This window comes from Streptomyces sp. NPDC088350 (assembly GCF_044753545.1).
GTDB lineage: Bacteria > Actinomycetota > Actinomycetes > Streptomycetales > Streptomycetaceae > Streptomyces.
Genome location: NZ_JBIVNL010000015.1, coordinates 178,518 through 196,043, shown reverse-complemented (window position 1 = coordinate 196,043; position 17,526 = coordinate 178,518). Strand labels below are relative to the sequence as shown.

16 protein-coding genes and 2 pseudogenes are annotated in these 17,526 nt (G+C 70.4%); 10 read left to right on the top strand and 8 right to left on the bottom strand.

From position 1 onward, the window contains the following. Position 1: 1 nt before the first annotated feature. Entirely contained in the window at positions 2–1,459 is a 1,458-nt protein-coding gene (locus ACIQBL_RS41090) for an aldehyde dehydrogenase (RefSeq protein ID WP_401952074.1), read from the bottom strand. A 116-nt stretch (positions 1,460–1,575) separates the two neighbouring features. Between ACIQBL_RS41090 and ACIQBL_RS41085 the strand changes: the two genes are divergently transcribed. After that, positions 1,576–2,601, top strand: a complete 1,026-nt coding sequence (locus ACIQBL_RS41085; protein ID WP_401952071.1) for an MBL fold metallo-hydrolase — start codon at positions 1,576–1,578, stop codon at positions 2,599–2,601. A gap of 42 nt (positions 2,602–2,643) precedes the next feature. Beyond that, a pseudogene (locus tag ACIQBL_RS41080) lies at positions 2,644–3,087 on the top strand (nuclear transport factor 2 family protein); the annotation flags it as partial. Here ACIQBL_RS41080 and ACIQBL_RS41075 read toward each other — a convergent pair. Continuing rightward, positions 3,084–5,198, bottom strand: coding sequence for an ATP-binding protein (locus ACIQBL_RS41075; RefSeq protein WP_401952068.1), 2,115 nt, complete (start codon positions 5,196–5,198; stop codon positions 3,084–3,086). The pseudogene ACIQBL_RS41080 and the gene ACIQBL_RS41075 overlap by 4 nt on opposite strands. Before the next feature lie 211 nt (positions 5,199–5,409). On the opposite strand from ACIQBL_RS41075, the gene ACIQBL_RS41070 reads away from it, so the two are divergent. After that, entirely contained in the window at positions 5,410–6,450 is a 1,041-nt protein-coding gene (locus ACIQBL_RS41070) for a PP2C family protein-serine/threonine phosphatase (protein WP_401952199.1), read from the top strand. An 11-nt stretch (positions 6,451–6,461) separates the two neighbouring features. Here ACIQBL_RS41070 and ACIQBL_RS41065 read toward each other — a convergent pair whose 3' ends face one another. Further along, positions 6,462–7,187 carry an alpha/beta fold hydrolase gene (locus ACIQBL_RS41065; RefSeq protein WP_401952065.1) on the bottom strand — a complete coding sequence of 242 codons (726 nt, stop codon included), beginning with the start codon at positions 7,185–7,187 and terminating at the stop codon, positions 6,462–6,464. A 169-nt stretch (positions 7,188–7,356) separates the two neighbouring features. On the opposite strand from ACIQBL_RS41065, the gene ACIQBL_RS41060 reads away from it, so the two are divergent. After that, a complete protein-coding gene (locus ACIQBL_RS41060; RefSeq protein ID WP_401952063.1) occupies positions 7,357–8,244 on the top strand; it encodes a helix-turn-helix domain-containing protein in 888 nt (295 codons plus the stop codon). A 116-nt stretch (positions 8,245–8,360) separates the two neighbouring features. Here ACIQBL_RS41060 and ACIQBL_RS41055 read toward each other — a convergent pair. After that, positions 8,361–8,888 (bottom strand): annotated as a pseudogene (locus tag ACIQBL_RS41055) (phosphotransferase); the annotation flags it as partial. A 479-nt stretch (positions 8,889–9,367) separates the two neighbouring features. Here ACIQBL_RS41055 and ACIQBL_RS41050 point away from each other — a divergent pair. The 3 genes from ACIQBL_RS41050 to ACIQBL_RS41040 all read left to right on the top strand — a co-directional run bounded on the left by ACIQBL_RS41050 (position 9,368) and on the right by ACIQBL_RS41040 (position 11,236). Beyond that, complete coding sequence (locus tag ACIQBL_RS41050) at positions 9,368–9,784, top strand: transglycosylase SLT domain-containing protein (protein ID WP_401952060.1); 417 nt, start codon at positions 9,368–9,370, stop codon at positions 9,782–9,784. 71 nt (positions 9,785–9,855) lie between these two features. Then, the gene (locus tag ACIQBL_RS41045) at positions 9,856–10,584 is read left to right on the top strand and encodes a YoaK family protein (protein WP_401952058.1); all 729 of its coding nucleotides are present in this window, start codon (positions 9,856–9,858) and stop codon (positions 10,582–10,584) included. A 67-nt stretch (positions 10,585–10,651) separates the two neighbouring features. Continuing rightward, entirely contained in the window at positions 10,652–11,236 is a 585-nt protein-coding gene (locus ACIQBL_RS41040; protein WP_401952055.1) for a TerD family protein, read from the top strand. 80 nt (positions 11,237–11,316) lie between these two features. Here ACIQBL_RS41040 and ACIQBL_RS41035 read toward each other — a convergent pair whose 3' ends face one another. Further along, positions 11,317–12,552, bottom strand: a complete 1,236-nt coding sequence (locus ACIQBL_RS41035) for a cytochrome P450 (RefSeq protein WP_401952052.1) — start codon at positions 12,550–12,552, stop codon at positions 11,317–11,319. A 242-nt stretch (positions 12,553–12,794) separates the two neighbouring features. Here ACIQBL_RS41035 and ACIQBL_RS41030 point away from each other — a divergent pair, with 242 nt between their 5' ends. Beyond that, positions 12,795–13,964: a steroid 3-ketoacyl-CoA thiolase gene (locus ACIQBL_RS41030; protein ID WP_401952049.1), complete on the top strand. Its 1,170-nt coding sequence runs from the start codon at positions 12,795–12,797 to the stop codon at positions 13,962–13,964. Here the strand turns inward: ACIQBL_RS41030 and ACIQBL_RS41025 are convergent. Next, the gene (locus ACIQBL_RS41025) at positions 13,948–14,847 is read right to left on the bottom strand and encodes a LysR family transcriptional regulator (protein ID WP_401952046.1); all 900 of its coding nucleotides are present in this window, start codon (positions 14,845–14,847) and stop codon (positions 13,948–13,950) included. The two genes, ACIQBL_RS41030 and ACIQBL_RS41025, sit on opposite strands and share 17 nt — an antisense overlap. Positions 14,848–14,986: 139 nt before the next feature. On the opposite strand from ACIQBL_RS41025, the gene ACIQBL_RS41020 reads away from it, so the two are divergent. After that, the gene (locus ACIQBL_RS41020) at positions 14,987–15,874 is read left to right on the top strand and encodes an SDR family oxidoreductase (protein WP_401952043.1); all 888 of its coding nucleotides are present in this window, start codon (positions 14,987–14,989) and stop codon (positions 15,872–15,874) included. Here ACIQBL_RS41020 and ACIQBL_RS41015 read toward each other — a convergent pair. Beyond that, on the bottom strand, positions 15,858–16,064 hold the full coding sequence (locus tag ACIQBL_RS41015; protein ID WP_401952040.1) for a DUF397 domain-containing protein: 207 nt from the start codon (positions 16,062–16,064) through the stop codon (positions 15,858–15,860). The two genes, ACIQBL_RS41020 and ACIQBL_RS41015, sit on opposite strands and share 17 nt — an antisense overlap. Further along, positions 16,021–16,884 (bottom strand): helix-turn-helix domain-containing protein, encoded by an 864-nt coding sequence (locus ACIQBL_RS41010; RefSeq protein WP_401952038.1) that lies wholly within the window; start codon positions 16,882–16,884, stop codon positions 16,021–16,023. Before ACIQBL_RS41010 ends, ACIQBL_RS41015 begins: the two co-directional genes overlap by 44 nt. Positions 16,885–16,985: 101 nt before the next feature. On the opposite strand from ACIQBL_RS41010, the gene ACIQBL_RS41005 reads away from it, so the two are divergent. Then, on the top strand, positions 16,986–17,399 hold the full coding sequence (locus ACIQBL_RS41005) for an ATP-binding protein (protein ID WP_401952035.1): 414 nt from the start codon (positions 16,986–16,988) through the stop codon (positions 17,397–17,399). The last annotated feature ends 127 nt before the right edge of the window (positions 17,400–17,526 follow it).

The following is a 17,526-nucleotide window of genomic DNA, read 5'->3' as shown; positions in this document are numbered from 1 at the left end:
GTCACCCCTCCCAGCCGGCCGGCAGGTGGATCATCTTGTGTTCGAGGAACTCGGAGTACCCCTCGGGCCCGAACTCCCGCCCCAGACCGCTGTTCTTGTAGCCGCCGAAGGGGCCGAGCATGTCGAGGCTGAAGGTGTTGACGTTGTAGGTGCCGGTGCGGACCTGGCGGGCGATGTCGATGCCGTGGGCCACGTCGGCGGTCCACACGCTGCCGCTGAGGCCGTAGTCGGAGTCGTTCGCGATCTTCACGGCGTCCGTCTCGTCGCCGTACGGGAGGAGGCAGATGACCGGGCCGAAGATCTCCTCGCGGGCGATGCGCATGGAGTTGTCGACGTCTCCGAAGAGGGTCGGTTCGACGTACCAGCCGTGGTCCAGGCCGGGTGGACGGCCGCCGCCCGTAAGGATCTTGGCGCCCTCCTCCTGGCCGATGCGGATGTAGTCGAGGTTGCGCTGCTGCTGGCGCTTGGCGACCAACGGGCCCACCTGGGTGGCCGGGTCGAGCGGGTCGCCGACCACCAGCGCGCTCGCCGCCGCGGCGAACGCGTCCGCGAACTCGTCGTAGCGCGAGCGCGGTACGAGGATGCGGGTCTGGGCGACGCACGCCTGGCCGTTGTTCATCCAGGCCGCCGAGACGATGCCGGGCACGGAGGTCGTGATGTCCGCGTCGGGCAGGACGATCGCCGCCGACTTGCCGCCCAACTCCAGTGTCACGCGGGTGAGATGACGGGCGGCGACCTCCATCACGCGCTTGCCGGCCGCGACCGAGCCGGTGAAGGAGACCTTGTCGATGCCGGGGTGTCCGACGAGGTACTCGCTGACCTCGCGGTCGGCGGGGAGGATCGACAGGACGCCGTCCGGCAGCCCTGCCTCCTTCGCGATCTCGCCCAACAGGTAGGCGTCCAGGGGGGTTTCGGGCGACGGCTTCAGGATCACCGTGCAGCCGGTGAGCAGCGCGGGCGCGAGCTTGGCGGCGGCCACGAACTGCGGGACGTTCCACGGGACGACGGCCGCGACCACCCCGACCGGCTCCCGGCGGACGAGGATCCTGCCGAGGACCCCGTCCCGCTGCTCCTCGTACGTGAAGCCCTTGGCGACGGTGATCGCCGCGTCCCACACCATCATCGCGCCGAGGGCCTGCCCGAGGATGCTCCAGGAGTACGGCGACCCGTTCTCGGAGGAGATGACACGCCCTATCTCCTCGTACCGTACGGCGATCGCGTCCTTGATGCGGGTGACGACCGCGAGCCGTTCGTCGAGTGTCATGCGCGGCCAGGGTCCCTCGTCGAAGGCCTGGCGGGCCACGGCGACCGCGCGGTCCACGTCCTCCCGCGACGCGTGCGGGACGCGTCCGATGACCTCCTCGGTGTGCGGGGAGATCACCTCGATGACGTCCTTGCCCAGGGGGTCGGTCAACTCCCCGCCGATGAACAGCTGTCGGTGTTCCACGAGCTCGGTCATGGCCGATTGCCTCCCCGGTACCGCTGTCTGACGATCCATCAGATACGAAGACTGAATACCAGTTCCGGTCGATGGAGTCCACGTATAGTGGCCGGAAGGCGGCGATTGGGGAGTCCATGGCTCAGGTCCACGACCACGGCGGCGGCGTGCGCTCGATCGAAGTGCCCATCCCCGACAACCCACTTGGCACGACCCTCGTGTACGTCGTCGACACCGACCGCGGTCCGGTCCTGGTCGACACGGGCTGGGACGACCCGACTTCGTGGGACACCCTCGTCGAGGGGCTGGACGCCTGCGGTACGCCGGTCGGCGAGGTGCACGGTGTGGTCATCACCCACCACCACCCCGACCACCACGGCCTGTCGGGGCGGGTGCGCGAGGCGTCCGGGGCGTGGCTCGCGATGCACGCGGCGGACACGGCGATCGTACGGCGGGCCCGCTCCACGGAACCGGGCCGCTGGCTGACGTACATGACCGCGAAGCTCGCGGCGGCCGGGGCCCCGGAGGAACACCTCGCACCCTTGCGTGCGGCCCGCCCGCGCAGCGTGCCGGGTCTCGCGCCCGCGCTGCCCGACCGCGAGATCGTCCCCGGCGAACTCCTCGACCTGGCCGGGCGCCGGCTGCGCGCGATCTGGACGCCGGGCCACACCCCCGGACACGTCTGCCTGCACCTGGAGGAACAGCACCCGGCCCAACTCCCGGGCCACGGACGCCTGTTCTCCGGCGACCACCTGCTCCCCGAGATCACCCCGCACATCGGCCTGTACGAGGACCCGGACGACACCACGATCGCCGACCCCCTTGGCGACTACCTCGACTCCCTGGAGCGCATCGGCCGCCTCGCCCCGGCCGAGGTGCTCCCGGCCCACCAGCACACCTTCACCGACGCGACCGGCCGCGTAGGGGAGTTGCTCGCCCACCACGAGGACCGCCTCACCGGCCTCCTCAGCCTCCTCTCGGAGCCGCTCACCGCCTGGCAGGTCGCCGAGCGGATGGAGTGGAACCGCCCCTGGTCCCAAATCCCCTACCAGTCAAGGAACATCGCGGTCTCCGAGGCCGAGGCCCATCTGCGGCGACTGGTGAAACTGGGCCAGGCGGAGTCGGTGACGGGGAGCGAGCCGGTGACGTACGTGGCGGTGTAATTCGGTCGTGGAGGAAGGGGCGCGGCTGGTACCAACGACCCCATGGACCTGGACCCTTTGCAACGCCTTCTCGCCGAACGCGCCTGTGAGCGCGCCGTCCTGGACTTCGTCCGCCGCCTCGATCTCGGTGAACCATCCTCCGTCGCCGAGCTGTTCACCGAGGACGGCACCTGGGAGTGGCCCGACGGCGAGAGGCTGATCGAGGGGCGGGAGGCGCTGCGGAAGTACTTCGGGTCGCGTCCCGCCGACCGGCTCTCGCGCCGCCTGATGTCGAACGTCCTCGTCACCCTCACCTCACCCGACGCGGCGATCTCGACGGCGTACTTCACGACGTACCGGATCGACGGCTATCACGGCGGCCAGGTGCCCCCCGGTCCCCCGGTCCAGGTCGGTCACTACGAGGACACCTTCCGCGAGGTGGACGGGAGTTGGCTGATCGCCGGCCGCACCCTGTTCCTGCCGTTCGGTGGTCCCACTCCGCGTCACCGACCGTCAGCGCGCCCCGTCGCATACGCGATGCCCTCGTCGTACGACATCGCCAGGCCCGCCCGGTATCCCGTCTCGTACACGGTGTCGCCGAGGTGTTCGCGGACGCGGAGTTCGCAGGTGCGGCGGGTGGCGATGAGGTCGGGGGAGTCCAGCTGGGCGCGGCCGGTGAGTTCCCAGAGGCGGGTGCCGATGCCGAGGAGGCGGGCGGCGCGGTGGGCGTCGCCGCCGGCGACGACGGCGGTGGCCAGGAGGTCGAGGGACATGGCCGCGCCGGCCGTGTTGTGCAGCAGGGCGTGACCGGCGATCGAGGTGCGGGCGCCGAGTATCGCGGCCGGTATGTCGCCGCGCCCCAGGTCGGCCTCGGCGATGAGGTAGTCGGCGTAGGCGCCGGCCCAGCACTCGCCCTGTCTCCGGCTGGCCGTGCGCACCTCGTCGGCGACCGCGCGGGCGCGCTCGTACTCGCCGCGCAGGACGTGCGCGAGGGAGAGCGCGAGCCGGACCTGGAGCTGGGCGGCGCCGAACGCGTCGTCCTGGACGGTGAGTCGGGGTGCGGCGGCGAGGACGTCGATCGCCTCGGCCAGCCGGCCGGTGAGCGCGAGCTGGCCGCCCCGGAGGTAGACGGCGGCGACCTGCGCGACCGGTGAGCCCTGTTCGCGGGCCGCGTCGGCGCAGCGCAGCGCCCAGTTGGCGGCGGCCTCCTGGTCGCCCTGGAGGATGGCGACCGCGCCGCGCGACCACAGGGCGAGGGTACGGCCGTGGCCGGGCGGCGGGTCGGCGGCGAGGGCCTGGTCGAGGCAGTGCTGGGCCTCGCGGAGGTAGCCGCAGTGCCGCCACAGGAACCCGACATGGCCCGCCATCTCCACGGCCGCCCCGCGGTCCGGCTCGGCCAGCGCGCTCTCGACCGCCGCTCGGAAGTTGGCGTGTTCGGTCAGGACACGCTCGCACCAGGCGACCTGCCGCCCGGTGTTCCACTCGGCGCAGCCCTGGTGCGCGAGGCGCGCGTAGTGCTCGCGGTGGCGTCGCCGTACGGCGCGGTCCTCACCGAGGGCGTACAGCCAGTCGGTGCCGTACTCGCGGACCGTGTCGAGCATCCGGTAGCGGGCCGAGATGACGGGGTCGGGCAGGACGAGGGACTGGGCGACGAGCCGGTCGAGGAGCCCGGCGATCCGTTCCGGGGCCAACGGACCGCCCGCGCACACCTGTTGGGCGGTCTCCGCGCAGAAGCCGCCGGTGAAGACGGAGAGGCGGGCCCACAGCAGGCGTTCGAGGGGGGCACAGAGTTCGTGGCTCCAGCCGATGGCGGTGCGCAGGGTCCGGTGGCGTGGCGGGCCTTCGCCGGTGTCGGAGACGAGCAGGTCGAGGGGCGAGGGCAGGCGGGCGTCGAGCCGGGTGTGGAGTTCGTCGAGGGTGAGGTCGGCGAGGCGGGCGGCGGCGAGTTCCAGGGCGAGGGGGATGCCGTCGAGACGGCGGCAGACGGCGGCGGCCGTGGCGCGGTCGGCCTCGGCCACGGGGCGTCCGGCGGCTGCGGCGCGCTCGGTGAACAGGGCGACGGCGTCACCGACTTCGGCGAGGTCGCCGGTACGGCTGTCCACGGGCAGTGGTTCGAGGTGGAGGACGTCCTCGCCGGGCAGGGCGAGCCGTTCCCGGCTGGTGAGGAGGATGCGCAGGTCGGGCAGGCGGGCCAGCAGGGCGGCGGCCAGCTTCGCGCAGTCGGCGAGGAGGTGCTCGCAGGAGTCGAGAATGAGCAACAGCCGTCTGCCGTCCGCCCATTCGGTGATGACGTCGATCACCGGACGGGTCGACTGGTCGGCGAGCCGGAGGGTCTCCATGACGGCGAGGTCGACGAGCCCTTCGGTGTGCAGGGGCGAGAGCTCCGTCAGCCAGACACCGTCGGGGTAGGCGTCCCGGACCCGCGCCGCCGCGCGCAGGGCGAGCCGGGTCTTGCCGACCCCGCCGACGCCGACGACGCTCACCAGCCGGGCCCGGCCGACACCCGGGTCCAGCGCGGCGCGGAGCCGGGCGAGTTCGGCGCGCCGCCCGACGAAACTGCGTGTCTCGGGCGGCAGATTCCCGAGGTTCCCGGGGTTCGGGTGAGTCGTGTCCGGCACGGGGCCCAGTGTGTCCGTAGATCACCGGCTCCACGCGCGGGTCCCGGAAGCAGGTCCACGGCTGCCCGGAAAAGTCGCGATGTCACCGACATCGCAGTCCTTTTCGATCACTCGCGGGCCGGGTTCGACGTGTCGCGATCGAGAGCTGGTCAACTCCCCATTGCGGCGGGTGCGGAGAGCGGAATTCCGCCATCGTCGTCGCGTGAACGCGATGGATGGGGGACACCGCTTGCTCGTCGCACCGGTCGGTTGTCTGCTGGCGGCCACGCCGGGGCTGCTGATCGGCCGGGTGCAGCCGATCCTGCCGCTGCTGGCGATCGGCCCGCTGATGGCCGCGACCTTCCTGGGCACCCGCCGTACGGTCCTGGTCTGCTGCTGGACGGTGCTGCTCGCGCTGGCGGCGGGCCTCGGCGCGGGGACCCGGCTGAGTGCCGGGTTCGCCGCCTGCTGGGGCGGGCTGCTGCTGGGCTGCGCGTGCAGCGTGTACGCGGCGTGGCAGCGCGCCCGGCTGCGGGAACGGCTCGCGGAGACACGGGAGGTGGCCCGGATCACCCAGGAGACGATCCTGCGGCCCGTCTCCCGCACCCTCTCCGGCACGCATGTCAGCACCCGCTACCACTGCGCGAGCCGTGAGTCGTCGGTCGGCGGCGATCTGTACGACCTCGCGGTGACGCCGTACGGACTGCGGGTCCTGGTCGGGGACGCGCGCGGGCACGGGCTCGACGCGCTGCGGACGGCGGCCGACACGATCACCGTGTTCCGTGAACTCGCCTATACCGCACCGGACTTGGTGACCCTGGCGAGGGCACTGGACGCCCGCCTCTCCCCCGGCCTGGGCGCCGAGGACTTCGTGACGGCGGTGCTCGCGGAGTTCGGGCCCGGTGAGGTGCGACTCGTCAACTGCGGTCATCCGGCGCCCCTGCGCTCCGGTCAGCGGCTGGAACTCCTCGAACCCCGGGTGCCCTCACCGCCGTTGGGCCTGCACCCGGACCCGCGCCAGTACCGGGTCCGGCTCCAGCCCGGCGACCGCCTCCTGCTCTACACGGACGGCCTGACCGAGGCCCGCGCCCCCGACGGCACCCCGTTCGCGCTCCTCACCGAGTCCGCGACGGCCCTCAGCGAACCGATGCCGGACGCGGCGCTGCATGCCCTGTACGAACGGCTGCTCGCCCACACCGGCGGCCCGCCCACCGACGACCTGGCACTCGTCCTGTGCCAGCCGACGGGGGTGACGGCGCGGGTGCGGGTCTAGGCTTGCCAGGTTCAGCCCAGCTTGAGCAGGAGTTCGGCCAGCTCACCCGGCACGGTGATCATGCAGTCGTGGCCTGCCTCCAGTTCCCACACCTGTGCCGGGGTGCCGTTGGGCTGGGTCGCGGGGACCGGACGCCGTTCGAAGCCCTCGGGCTCGCTGCCCACGCAGTGGATGTGCGTCCGGGGGATCGCGTTCGCGGCGGGGTTGTCGAGCCGGACCGGCTGCTGGAGGCAGAGCACCGACTGGTCCGAGAGCGTGGCGCGCAGCCAGGCGATGTCCGCCGGGTCGGTGACCCCGAACAGGCCGCCGGGCGGCGGGAGTTCGGGCAGCGGCGGAACCCGCCAGCCGCTGCCCGACCGCACGGCGAGGTCGATGAGGACCTGGGTCACGGGCAGGACGTCGGCCGCGCTCTCCCCGTCCTCCGGGACCATGGCGTCGAGGTAGAGGAGCTGGGCGATGCGGTCCGGGACCCGGTTGGCGGCGGACGAGACGACCAGCCCGCCGTAGCTGTGCCCCACAAGGACCACCTCGGTGAGGTCCTCCTCGGTGATCAGCCCGACGACGTCGTCGACTTGGGTGTCGAGCCCCACCTCGGGGCCGAGCAGGTGCGCCTTGTCGCCGTGGCCGGTCAGCGACGGCGCGAGCACCCGGTGCCCGGCCGCGGTCAGCAGCGGGACGACCCGCTCCCAGCACTGCCCGCTGTGCCAGGCACCGTGAACCAGTAGATATGTGGACATGGCGGTAACTCCTCGTCGTGGTCGCTGTGATGGCCGGCGTCGCCGATCAGCACGACATCGGCCGGCCACCGGTGACGCTGCCGTCCGGCCCCCGCCCCAGCCAGGGCCCCCGCGACCCTGGGGGTGACAGGACCAGGCACGCGTGCGGCGCGCGATCTACAGTGCGGAGATGGCCGACGAACCGAACCCGCTGGGCGAGTACGTGCGCGCCCGCCGCGAACTCGTCACCCCCGAACGGGCCGGTATCCCCGTCTTCGGAGTACGGCGGGTACCGGGTCTGCGCCGGGAAGAGGTCGCGATGCTCGCCGGCATCAGCGCCGACTACTACCTGCGCCTGGAACAGGGCCGCGACCGCAACCCCTCCGTGCAGGTCCTGGAATCCATCGCCCGCGTCCTGCTGCTCGACGACGACGCGACGGCCCACCTGCTGCGCCTGGGCGCCGACAGCCCCCGCCGCCACCGCTCCCGTACTCTCCCCCGTCCCCGGAAGGAGGCCGTCCCCGGGGGCATCACCCAGCTCGTCGCCTCACTCCCGTTCCCCGCGCTGGTCGAGGGCCGCTACTTCGACGTCCTCGTCGCCAACACCCTGGCGACCGCGCTGTCCCCGCGTTTCGCGGCGGGCGCGAACCGCCTCCGTTCCCTGTTCCTCGACCCGGCCGAGCAGGCGCTCTACCCGTACTGGGAGAGCGCCGCCGGGGGCATGGTCGCCGGCTTCCGCGAGTCCGTCGGCACGGACACGGACGACCCCCGTTTCATCGAGCTGGTCGGTGAACTCTCCCTGGCCAGCCCCCTGTTCAGCCGCCTCTGGGCCCGCCACGACGTCCAGGCGTGCGAAGCGGCCCCGAAGCACATCGCCCACCCCCAGGTCGGCGGCCTCCAACTGAACCGCGAACGACTGAGCATCGACGGCACACCGGGCCAGACCCTCGTCATCTACCACCCGGACCCGGGCACGGACGCGGCGGAGAAGCTGGCGATCCTCGCGTCCGCGACACAGCCCCAGACACAGCCCCGGACACAGAAACCGGCGGATGCCGGCAGCGGCTCCCGTCGTTGAAGTCCCCGGAGATCTCAGGGGACTTGGACACCGCGACGCCGCACACCCCGGAGAAGGAGAGGGCGACATCGGGCTTCGACGGCCCCTTCCCCCTCCTCCCTCCCCCGGGAAACGGCTCAGCCTTCGTCCAGTACCGTCCGGATCACATGCCGGGCGTTCCGCGCCATCGCCGGGTTCGTGCTCCGGTAGTACGGCAGGGCGATCAGCGCCTGCGAGAGTGTCCGCCCCCGGCCGCGGATCCAGGTCGCCTCATCCACGGCCGGCGCCTCGCGGAAGACCTCCCGCGCATCGGCCGGCAGCGGATTCCACGCCGGGAACAGATCGCACGCCGGGTCACCCACCCCCGTACACCCGAAGTCGATCACCGAGACCAGCCTGCCGCCGGCGACCAGCAGGTTCCCCGGCATCAGATCGGCGTGCAGCCACACCGGCGGCCCGTCCCCGTCCGGGGCCCGCAGTGCCTCCTCCCCTACGGCGGTCACGGCATCGCAGTCGATGCCCTCCTCCGGGATCGCGCGCAGTTTGCTGATCGCGGCCCGGGTCTCCGCGTCGAGCGAGGCGACCGGACCGCCCCGGTATGCCGTCGGCGCGGCCGGCAGGGTGACGCTCCGCATCGCCGACACGAACGCGGCCAGATCCTCCGCCGGCCCCGCCCACCGGGGGAACCGCCCGGCGACCAACCGCCGTACGAGACGGTCGTCAAACGCCTTTCCGGCCCGCACCCTGGCCACAGTCGGCGGGCCGCGTTCGAGACGCCGGTCACGTTCGACGGGACCGCTGAGTGAGGGGGCGTGCGCCAACCGTCACACAGGTGGTGAAGCACCCCACATGACCCAGGTCACCAACGATGGGGAGTAGTAGAACATTTCGATGACATGTACGCGTCTTTCATCCCACTGACCTGGGGTTTGAGAGCTACGTCACATAGTTCACTATTCACCCACATGCGACCACAACTAGTAAAAGGGGTCTTTGCGGACGCGGAGCGAGAGTGCTTCTCTGGAGCAGTCGCACGGCGCCGACGAGCCCTCACGGGCCTCGGCGCCGACGCATTGCCACCGCCGCGCACCGCGTGACACCGGCAGGCGTACGACGTCTCTGTCCCCTAAGAAACAGGTTCTCCGTGTCCGTCTCCCGCATCGTCGCTCGCATCGCCTCCCCGAAGAAGGCCCTGACCGCCGCCGCTCTGGCCGCCGCCACCACCGGTCTCGTGCTGACCTCGGCTCCCGCCCAGGCCGCGACGACCTCCGCCTCCTCCGCCCAGGCGATCGCGCACAAGATGATCCCGAGCGCCGCGCAGTACACCGCGTTCAGCAAGATCGTCGAGCACGAGAGCGGCTGGAACGTCACCGCCACGAACTCCTCCTCCGGCGCCTACGGCCTGGTCCAGGCCCTCCCGGGCTCGAAGATGGCCTCGGCCGGCTCCGACTGGAAGACCAACCCCGCCACGCAGATCAAGTGGGGTCTGGACTACATGAACTCCCGCTACGGCAGCCCCGCCGCGGCCTGGAGCTTCTGGCAGTCCAACGGCTGGTACTGATCACCGGCCCCCACACACGCACACGCGGCGGCGGTCCCCGACACTCCGGGGGCCGCCGCTACATTGCGTTCATGGACCAGAACACGGACCAGAACGCGGACCAGAACCCGGGCCACGACACACCGTCCCCGTCCTACGACCGTGAGGCGCGCGGGGTGCGGCTGGTGGTCGTGCTGCTGGGGCTGACCGTGGTCAGCGGGCTCATCGACGCCGTCAGCTATCTGGGCCTCGGGCATGTCTTCACCGCGAACATGACCGGCAACGTGGTCGTCCTCGGCTTCGCCGCCGCCGGGGCGCCCGGCTTCTCCGTACCGCACACCCTCACCTCCCTCGGCGCCTTTCTCGTGGGCGCGGTGGCCGGGGGCCGGATCGCGGTACGGATGGACGCCGGTTCGCGCCGCACCTGGGCCCGGGTGAGTCTCGGCGCGGAGGCGGTGCTGGTGGGCGTGGCCGCCGTGATCGCCTTCGCGGCACCGGGCGACAGCGCGACCACATACCCCTTGATCGCCCTCACCGCCTTCGCGATGGGCCTGCGCAACGCGACGGTCCGCAAGTTGAAGGTCTCCCACTTCTCGACCACCACGGTCCTGACGATGACCCTGACCGGCCTGGTCGCCGACTCGGTCGCGGGCGACACCTCGGGTCCCGGTGCGCTGCGCCGCGTCCTGGCGGTCGTCGCGATGGTCGCGGGCGCGTTCCTCGGCGCCTGGCTCACTCTGCATCACGGGCTGCGCTACCCGCTCCTGCTCGCGGCCCTGGCCGCCGGGGTGTTCGCCGTGACGGCATCCGGACAGGAGTAGCCCAAAGGCTGGTCAAGAAGGCAGAATTCGTGCGTCTGAGTCCCACGATCAAGAGGATCGATCACACATGATCACGCTCACGAAGGAAGACGGTCCGGCGGATCTGGACGGAGTGACCCATCTGGAGATCGGGGCGTCCTGGGACCCCACCGTCGGCAGCAGCGGCGGCATCATCGGGAAGCTGCGCCAGAAGGCCGGTACGGACCTCGATCTCATCGCCATCGCGATGCAGGGCCAGGACCCGGTACGGCTCGCGGGGCTCGACTCCGTGGACCCGCTGGGCAACGGCTCGCTGGTGCACAGCGGCGACAACCAGACCGGCAAGGGCGAGGGCGACGACGAGACGGTGACCGTCGACCTCGCGCGGATACCCGGCAACATCACGTCGATCGTCTTCGTCGCCGCCGCCTACAAGAAGGGCAGTTCCTTCCAGAAGGCACGGAACATCGCCTTCAAGGTGTACGACGCGACGGGCGGCAGCACCCAGCAGGTCGCCGAGATCTGGCCCAACCTGCTCAGCGACCACAACGGCTGCGCGGTCGCCAAGGCGATCCGGGACGGCGCCAGTTGGAAGCTCCAGGTCATCAACGAGACCGGGAAGATCAAGCAGGGGGACGAGCGGGAGCTCATGAAGTTCGCGGTACGGAAGTAGCGGTACGGAAGTAAGCGCCCCTCCTGGGGAATTGAGCAGGAGACGGGCCGGCGGCGCCGGGATGCCGCCGGCCCGAGTTCTCAACCCGCCGTCACCTGAAGCTCCTTGACCCCGTTGATCCATGCGGAGCGCAGCCGCCGGGGGTCACCCGTCAGGGTCAGGTTCGGCATCGTGTCCGCGATCGCGTTGAAGATCAGGTCGATTTCGAGCACGGCCAGGGACTTGCCGAGGCAGTAGTGCGGTCCCCCGCCGCCGAAGCCCAGATGCGGATTCGGATCGCGCGTCACGTCGAAGACGTCCGGGTTCTCGAAGACTTCGGGGTCGTGGTTGGCGGAGGCGTAGAAGATGCCGACCCGGTCGCCCTTCCGGATCGACTTGCCGCCGAGTTCGGTGTCCTGGGTCGCCGTGCGCTGGAAGGCGTTGACCGGGGTGGCCCAGCGGACGATCTCCTCGGCGGCGGTCGACGGGCGCTCCCGCTTGTACAGCTCCCACTGGTCGGGGTGGGTCAGGAAGGCGTGCATGCCGTGGGTGATGGCGTTGCGGGTCGTCTCGTTGCCGGCCACCGAGAGCATCAGCACGAAGAAGCCGAACTCGTCGGAGTTCAGGTTGCCCTCGTCCTCGGCGGCGACCAGGGTGCTGACGATGTCGTGGGCCGGGCACCGCTTGCGCTCGGCGGCCATCGCCATGGCGTAGGCGATGAGTTCGGCGGCGGACTCGGCGCCGACCTGCTCCGTGATGGCGTACTCGGGATCGTCGTACGCGATCATCTTGTTGGACCACTCGAAGATCTTGACGCGGTCGTCCTGCGGGATTCCGATGAGTTCGGCGATGGCCTGGAGGGGCAGTTCGCAGGCGACCTCGGTGACGAAGTCGAAGGGGCCGGAGTGGGTGCGGGCGTTCGCCACGATCGACTGGGCGCGGTCGCGCAGGCGTTCCTCAAGGGCGCGGATCGCCCGTGGGGTGAAGCCGCGTTGGACGATCTGGCGGACGCGGGTGTGCTCGGGCGGGTCCATGTTGAGCAGGATCAGCCGCTGGGCGTCGATCGAGTCGCGGTTCATGTGCTCGTTGAAGCGGATGATCGCCGTGTTGAGGGTCGAGGAGTAGATCTCCGGGTGGGTGGAGACGTACCGGACGTCGGCGTGCCGGGTGACGGCCCAGTAGCCCTCGTCCTGGAACCCCGCGATGTTGGCGGGCTGCGGTATCCAGCGCACCGGTTCGGCCGCGCGCAGTTCGGCGAACTCCGGTAGCGGGACGCGGTGGTGGAGCAGGTCCGGGTCGGTGAAGTCGAACCCGTCGGGGAGAGCTGGACAGGGCATGAGTGACTCCGGCTGAGTACCGATGACTTCTGACGGTCCATCAGGAACGTGGAATGCCCGTGAAGGTAATAACGGGTTCTACAAGTCGCAAGAGGCACGGCAAGTCGAATTCCCTGCACACCCCTTGCGGTTGTGGACGGCCTGTCAGCAGACTGCACACAGAACTAGAACGCGTACTAGTTCTGCGTGGCGGGTGGCCGGGACGCCCGCGCCGCGCGGTGGACGAGGAGAGGACGTGTCCCATGGTCGCGGAACCCGTCATCGTGGAAGCCGTACGCACCCCCATCGGCAAGCGCGGCAGCGCGCTCGCCAACCTGCATCCCGCCTACCTGCTGGGCGAGACCTACCGTGAACTCCTCGGCCGCACCGGCATCCACGCCGACTGCGTCGAGCAGGTCGTCGGCGGCACGGTGACCCACGCCGGCGAACAGTCCATGAACCCCGCGCGCACGGCCTGGCTGGCCATGGGCCTGCCGTACGAGACGGCGGCGACGACCGTCGACTGTCAGTGCGGCTCCTCGCAGCAGGCCTCGCACATGACCGCCAACATGATCGCGGCGGGCGTCATCGACGTGGGGATCAGCTGCGGTGTCGAGGCGATGTCGCGGGTGCCGCTGGGGTCGGGATCGAAGCACGGGCCGGGGAAGCCGTTCCCGGACGAGTGGAACGTGGACCTGCCCAACCAGTTCGAGGCGGCCGAACGCATCGCCCGCAACCGGGGGTTGACCCGGGAGAACGTCGACTCGCTCGGCCTGATCTCGCAGGAGCGGGCGGCGATCGCCTGGTCCGAGGAGCGCTTCAAGAAGGAGACGTTCGCCGTCCAGGTACCGACGACGGAGGACGAACAACGCGCGGGCCACGGCATGTGGCGGCTGGTCGACCGTGACGAGGGCCTGCGCGACACGTCGATGGAGGCGCTGGCACGGCTGAAGCCGGTCATGCCGACCGCCATCCACACGGCGGGCAACTCCTCGCAGATCAGCGACGGCGCGTCGGCGATCATGTGGGCGTCGAAGCGGATGGCGCGGGCGCTCAAACTCCGCCCCCGGGCGAGGATCGTGGCCCAGGCGCTGGTCGGCGCCGACCCGCACTACCACCTCGACGGCCCGGTCGACGCGACGCGAGCCGTGCTCGGCAAGGCGGGCATGACGCTCAAGGACATCGACATCGTCGAGATCAACGAGGCGTTCGCGTCGGTGGTGTTGAGCTGGACGCAGGTCTTCGGACAGGACCTGGAGAAGATCAACGTGAACGGCGGTGCGATCGCGCTGGGCCATCCGGTCGGGGCGACGGGCGCACGGCTGATCACCACCGCGCTGCACGAACTGGAGCGCGCCGACAAGGAGTTCGCGCTGATCACGATGTGCGCGGGCGGGGCGCTGGCGACGGGGACGATCATCCAGCGGCTGTAGCCGCCCAGTTGGCGGGGTGCAGGTGCTCCCCGGCGCAGGCGCGGAAGGCCGCGAGGAGTCGGCGGTCCTCCTCGCCTGCGCGGGTGGCCAGGACGACGGGGACCGGGGCCACGCCCTCGATCGGGACCGTCGTCAGGTCGAGCCGCAGGCCCTTTCTGACAGCACCCGCCGGGACGATCGCCACCGCCTCGCCCGCCGCGATGACTTCGAGTTTGTCCTCCAGTTCCCTGACGAACGGGCCGTCGGGCGCGGGCCGGCCGTCCGGGCGGGGGTCGACGCGCCAGAACGCGTTGAACTCCTCGTCGGGGAAGCGGGGGACGGGCTCGTCGGCGATGTCGTCGAGGGTGACGTACTCCTTGCCGGCCAGCCGGTGGCCGACCGGCATCAGCAGCATCCGGGGCTCCTCGCAGAGGACGCTCACGCTCAACCCCCCGGTGGCGAACGGGAGTCGGCCCACCACCACGTCCACCCGGTGCTCCAGCAGGGCGGACGGCAGCTCGCCCCAGCCGAGGAAGCGGCTGTGCACGTCGGCCTCCGGGTGGCGGGCGCGCAGGGCACGCACCGCCGGAGTGATGATGAGCCCGGTCATGAACCCGATGACGACCCGACTCGGCTGCCCGACCGCCCGCACCACGGCCGCCGCCTCCGCCGCCGACCGCAACAGCTCCCGGGCCCGGGGCAGAAAGGCCGCCCCCGCCTCGGTCAGCCGGGTGCCCTGAGTGGTCCGGTCGAAGAGCCGCACCCCCAACTCGCCCTCAAGCCGCCGGACATGACGGCTCAGCGACGGCTGCGCGAGATGCAGGGCGGCTGCCGCCCTGCCGAAGTGCAGTTCCTCGGCGACGACGGTGAAACAGCGCACCAGACGCAGGTCCAGGTCAGTCATACATCGACTGTACGTCCGTAGGAGCTGGGGTGATACCGGAACTGAATCACGTCTTCCGGAGTCGGTCTTGGACGGGCAGGCCCGGGCGGGCGCAGGCTGGAAGCACACCACTTCCCGACCCACCTGGGGTGATTTCGTCATGCGTGTTTTCGTCACCGGCGCGACCGGATTCGTGGGCAGCGCGGTCGTCCGCGAACTGCTCGACTCCGGACACCAGGTCCTGGGCCTGGCCCGCTCCGACACCTCGGCGGAACGGCTGGCCGCGACCGGGGCGAAGGTCCACCGGGGTTCCCTGGAGGACCTCGACGCCCTCCGCGCGGGCGCGTCCGCCGCCGACGGTGTGATCCACACCGGTTTCATCCACGACTTCTCGAACTACGCCGCGTGCGTCGCGATCGACCTGAGCGCGGTCAGGACCCTCGTCGAGACCCTCGCCGGCTCGGACCGCCCCCTCGTCATCAGCTCCGTGATGAGCCACGGCCGGACCGAGGACGACGTACCCGACCCCGCCGACCGCCCCGACCTGACCCGCCTCCCGGCCGAGGTGACCACCCTCGCGGCGGCGGCACGGGGTGTCCGTTCCTCGGTCGTACGGCTGCCGCAGGTGCACGGCGAGGGCGATCACGCCTTCGTCCCCGGCATCATCGCCATCGCCCGCGCCAAGGGCGTCTCCGCCTACCCCGGCGACGGCACGAACGGCTGGGCCGCCGTCCACCGTTACGACGCCGCGCGACTGTTCCGGCTGGCCCTGGAGAACGCCCCGGCGGGCACGGTCCTGCACGCGATCGACGACGAGGGCGTACCCGTACGGGAGATCGCCGAGGTCATCGGCAAACGGCTGGACCTACCGGTGAAGAGCATGCCGGTCGAGGAGGCCGGGGCCCACTTCGGCTGGCTGGGCCGCTTCTACTCGTCCGACCTGGTGGGCACGAGCACACTGACCCGGGAGCGGTTCGGATGGACACCGACGCGGATCGGACTGCTCGCGGACCTCGACCAGGACTACTACTTCAACCAGCCGTCGTAGCGGTCCAGTTGACGAAGGTGGTGAAGGCGGCGGGGCCGAGGGTGAGGATCGGCCCCGCCGGGGTCTTGGAGTCGCGGACGGCGAGAGTGGTGGTGGGGGTGGTGGGGCAGGGGGTTTCGGCGATCTCTATGCACTGGCCGCCCTGGTCACTGCTGTAGCTGGACTTCCGCCACTGAGTCCCCGTCGGCATCGCGTTGTTCCCCATATCGTTCCTCCATCACGCGCCGGATCAGCTCCGCCGAGTCCCTGAGGGAGAGGGCGGCGGCCTGGAGATGATCGTAACGGAGCGAACAGTCCATGACAGTGTCCGGGTTGGCGCTCGGATGCCCGCTTCCGTAGCCCTCGGTGTAGACGATGGGCGGATCGCTCGGGAAGCGATAGAGGTCGTACGAGCCCGTCAGTCCCGCGTGTGCTCCCGTCGAGAACGGGAGGATCTGGATGTTGACCCGGGGATTGTTCTCGTGGGCCAACATGCGGGCCAGTTGGTTCCTCATGGTCTTCCGGCCGCCGATCTCCAGATACAGCGCGGCTTCGCTCAGGATCACCCAGAAGACCGGCGGATTCTCCTTCTCGAGGATGCGCTGACGAGCAACTCGTACGGCGGTCCGATCGTCCAGGTTGCTCTGGTCCAACGTGCCGAGCACAGCACGCGCGTACTCGTCGGTCTGAAGGAGACCGTGGATCATCTGCGCCTCGAAGGAGCAGATCTCGAGGGCCCGTGCCTCCAACTCGCCCACCTGCCGGAACCACGCGGGGAGTTGACTGCGCAGCACAAGGTCAAGCAACCGGGACAACAACCCACCCGTACCCAGCGCAGCGTCAACCGCGTCGCTGAACGCCTGCGTCGGCAGCTTCCTGGCCGTTTCGATCTGGCCGATCAGTGACCCGGTGTAGTTGATGATCTCCCCGAGCTGCCGTTGGGTGAGACCGGCCGCCTCCCGGTAGCGGCGCAGCTCGAAGCCGTAGTAGTCGAGCGGTGACGCCCCCGGATCAAGGGTGTTGATGTGCACGCGAAGCCCCCTGTCTCCCAACTCAGTCCACTCTGCCCACCCGCGAACGGGTTGTATTCGTACCGTTGCCGAGGGTAGCGGTGAGACATCACTCTCGTAGTGTGAACGAACCAATTCCCCCGCCCCTGCTGGCCGTTCCCCACCGCCGGCAGTACGTCATGCACCTCACCGTGGGTGAACACTCGGCCCGGCACATCCGCCGTATCGTCCGCTCGTTCCTCCTGGAGTGGGGCGTCCCGGAGCTGTCCGACGCCGTCGAACTGGCCGTGACGGAGCTGGTCGCCAATGTCGTACGGCATGTTCCGGACCGGCGGTGCGGACTGCTGTTGCTGTGCCAGACGAAGGGCGTACGGGTGGAGGTGAGTGACAGCTCCTCCGAACTCCCGGACCTGCACGCCGAGTTCGACGCCGAGTCGGAGAACGGGCGCGGGCTGGTGATTCTCGACGCGGTGACGGACAAGTGGGGGGTGAGACGGACGGCCGGGGGTGGGAAGACGGTGTGGTTCGAGTGCTAGCACCGGCACGCTTTTGAGACGTTGCACGGCGGCCGGACCCTTCGACGTCCCCCCGGTTTCAGAATGTCCCGATCAAAACCTGGCGAAGACCCTAAGTACGGGGCAAAGAAAACCTCTACCGTCACGG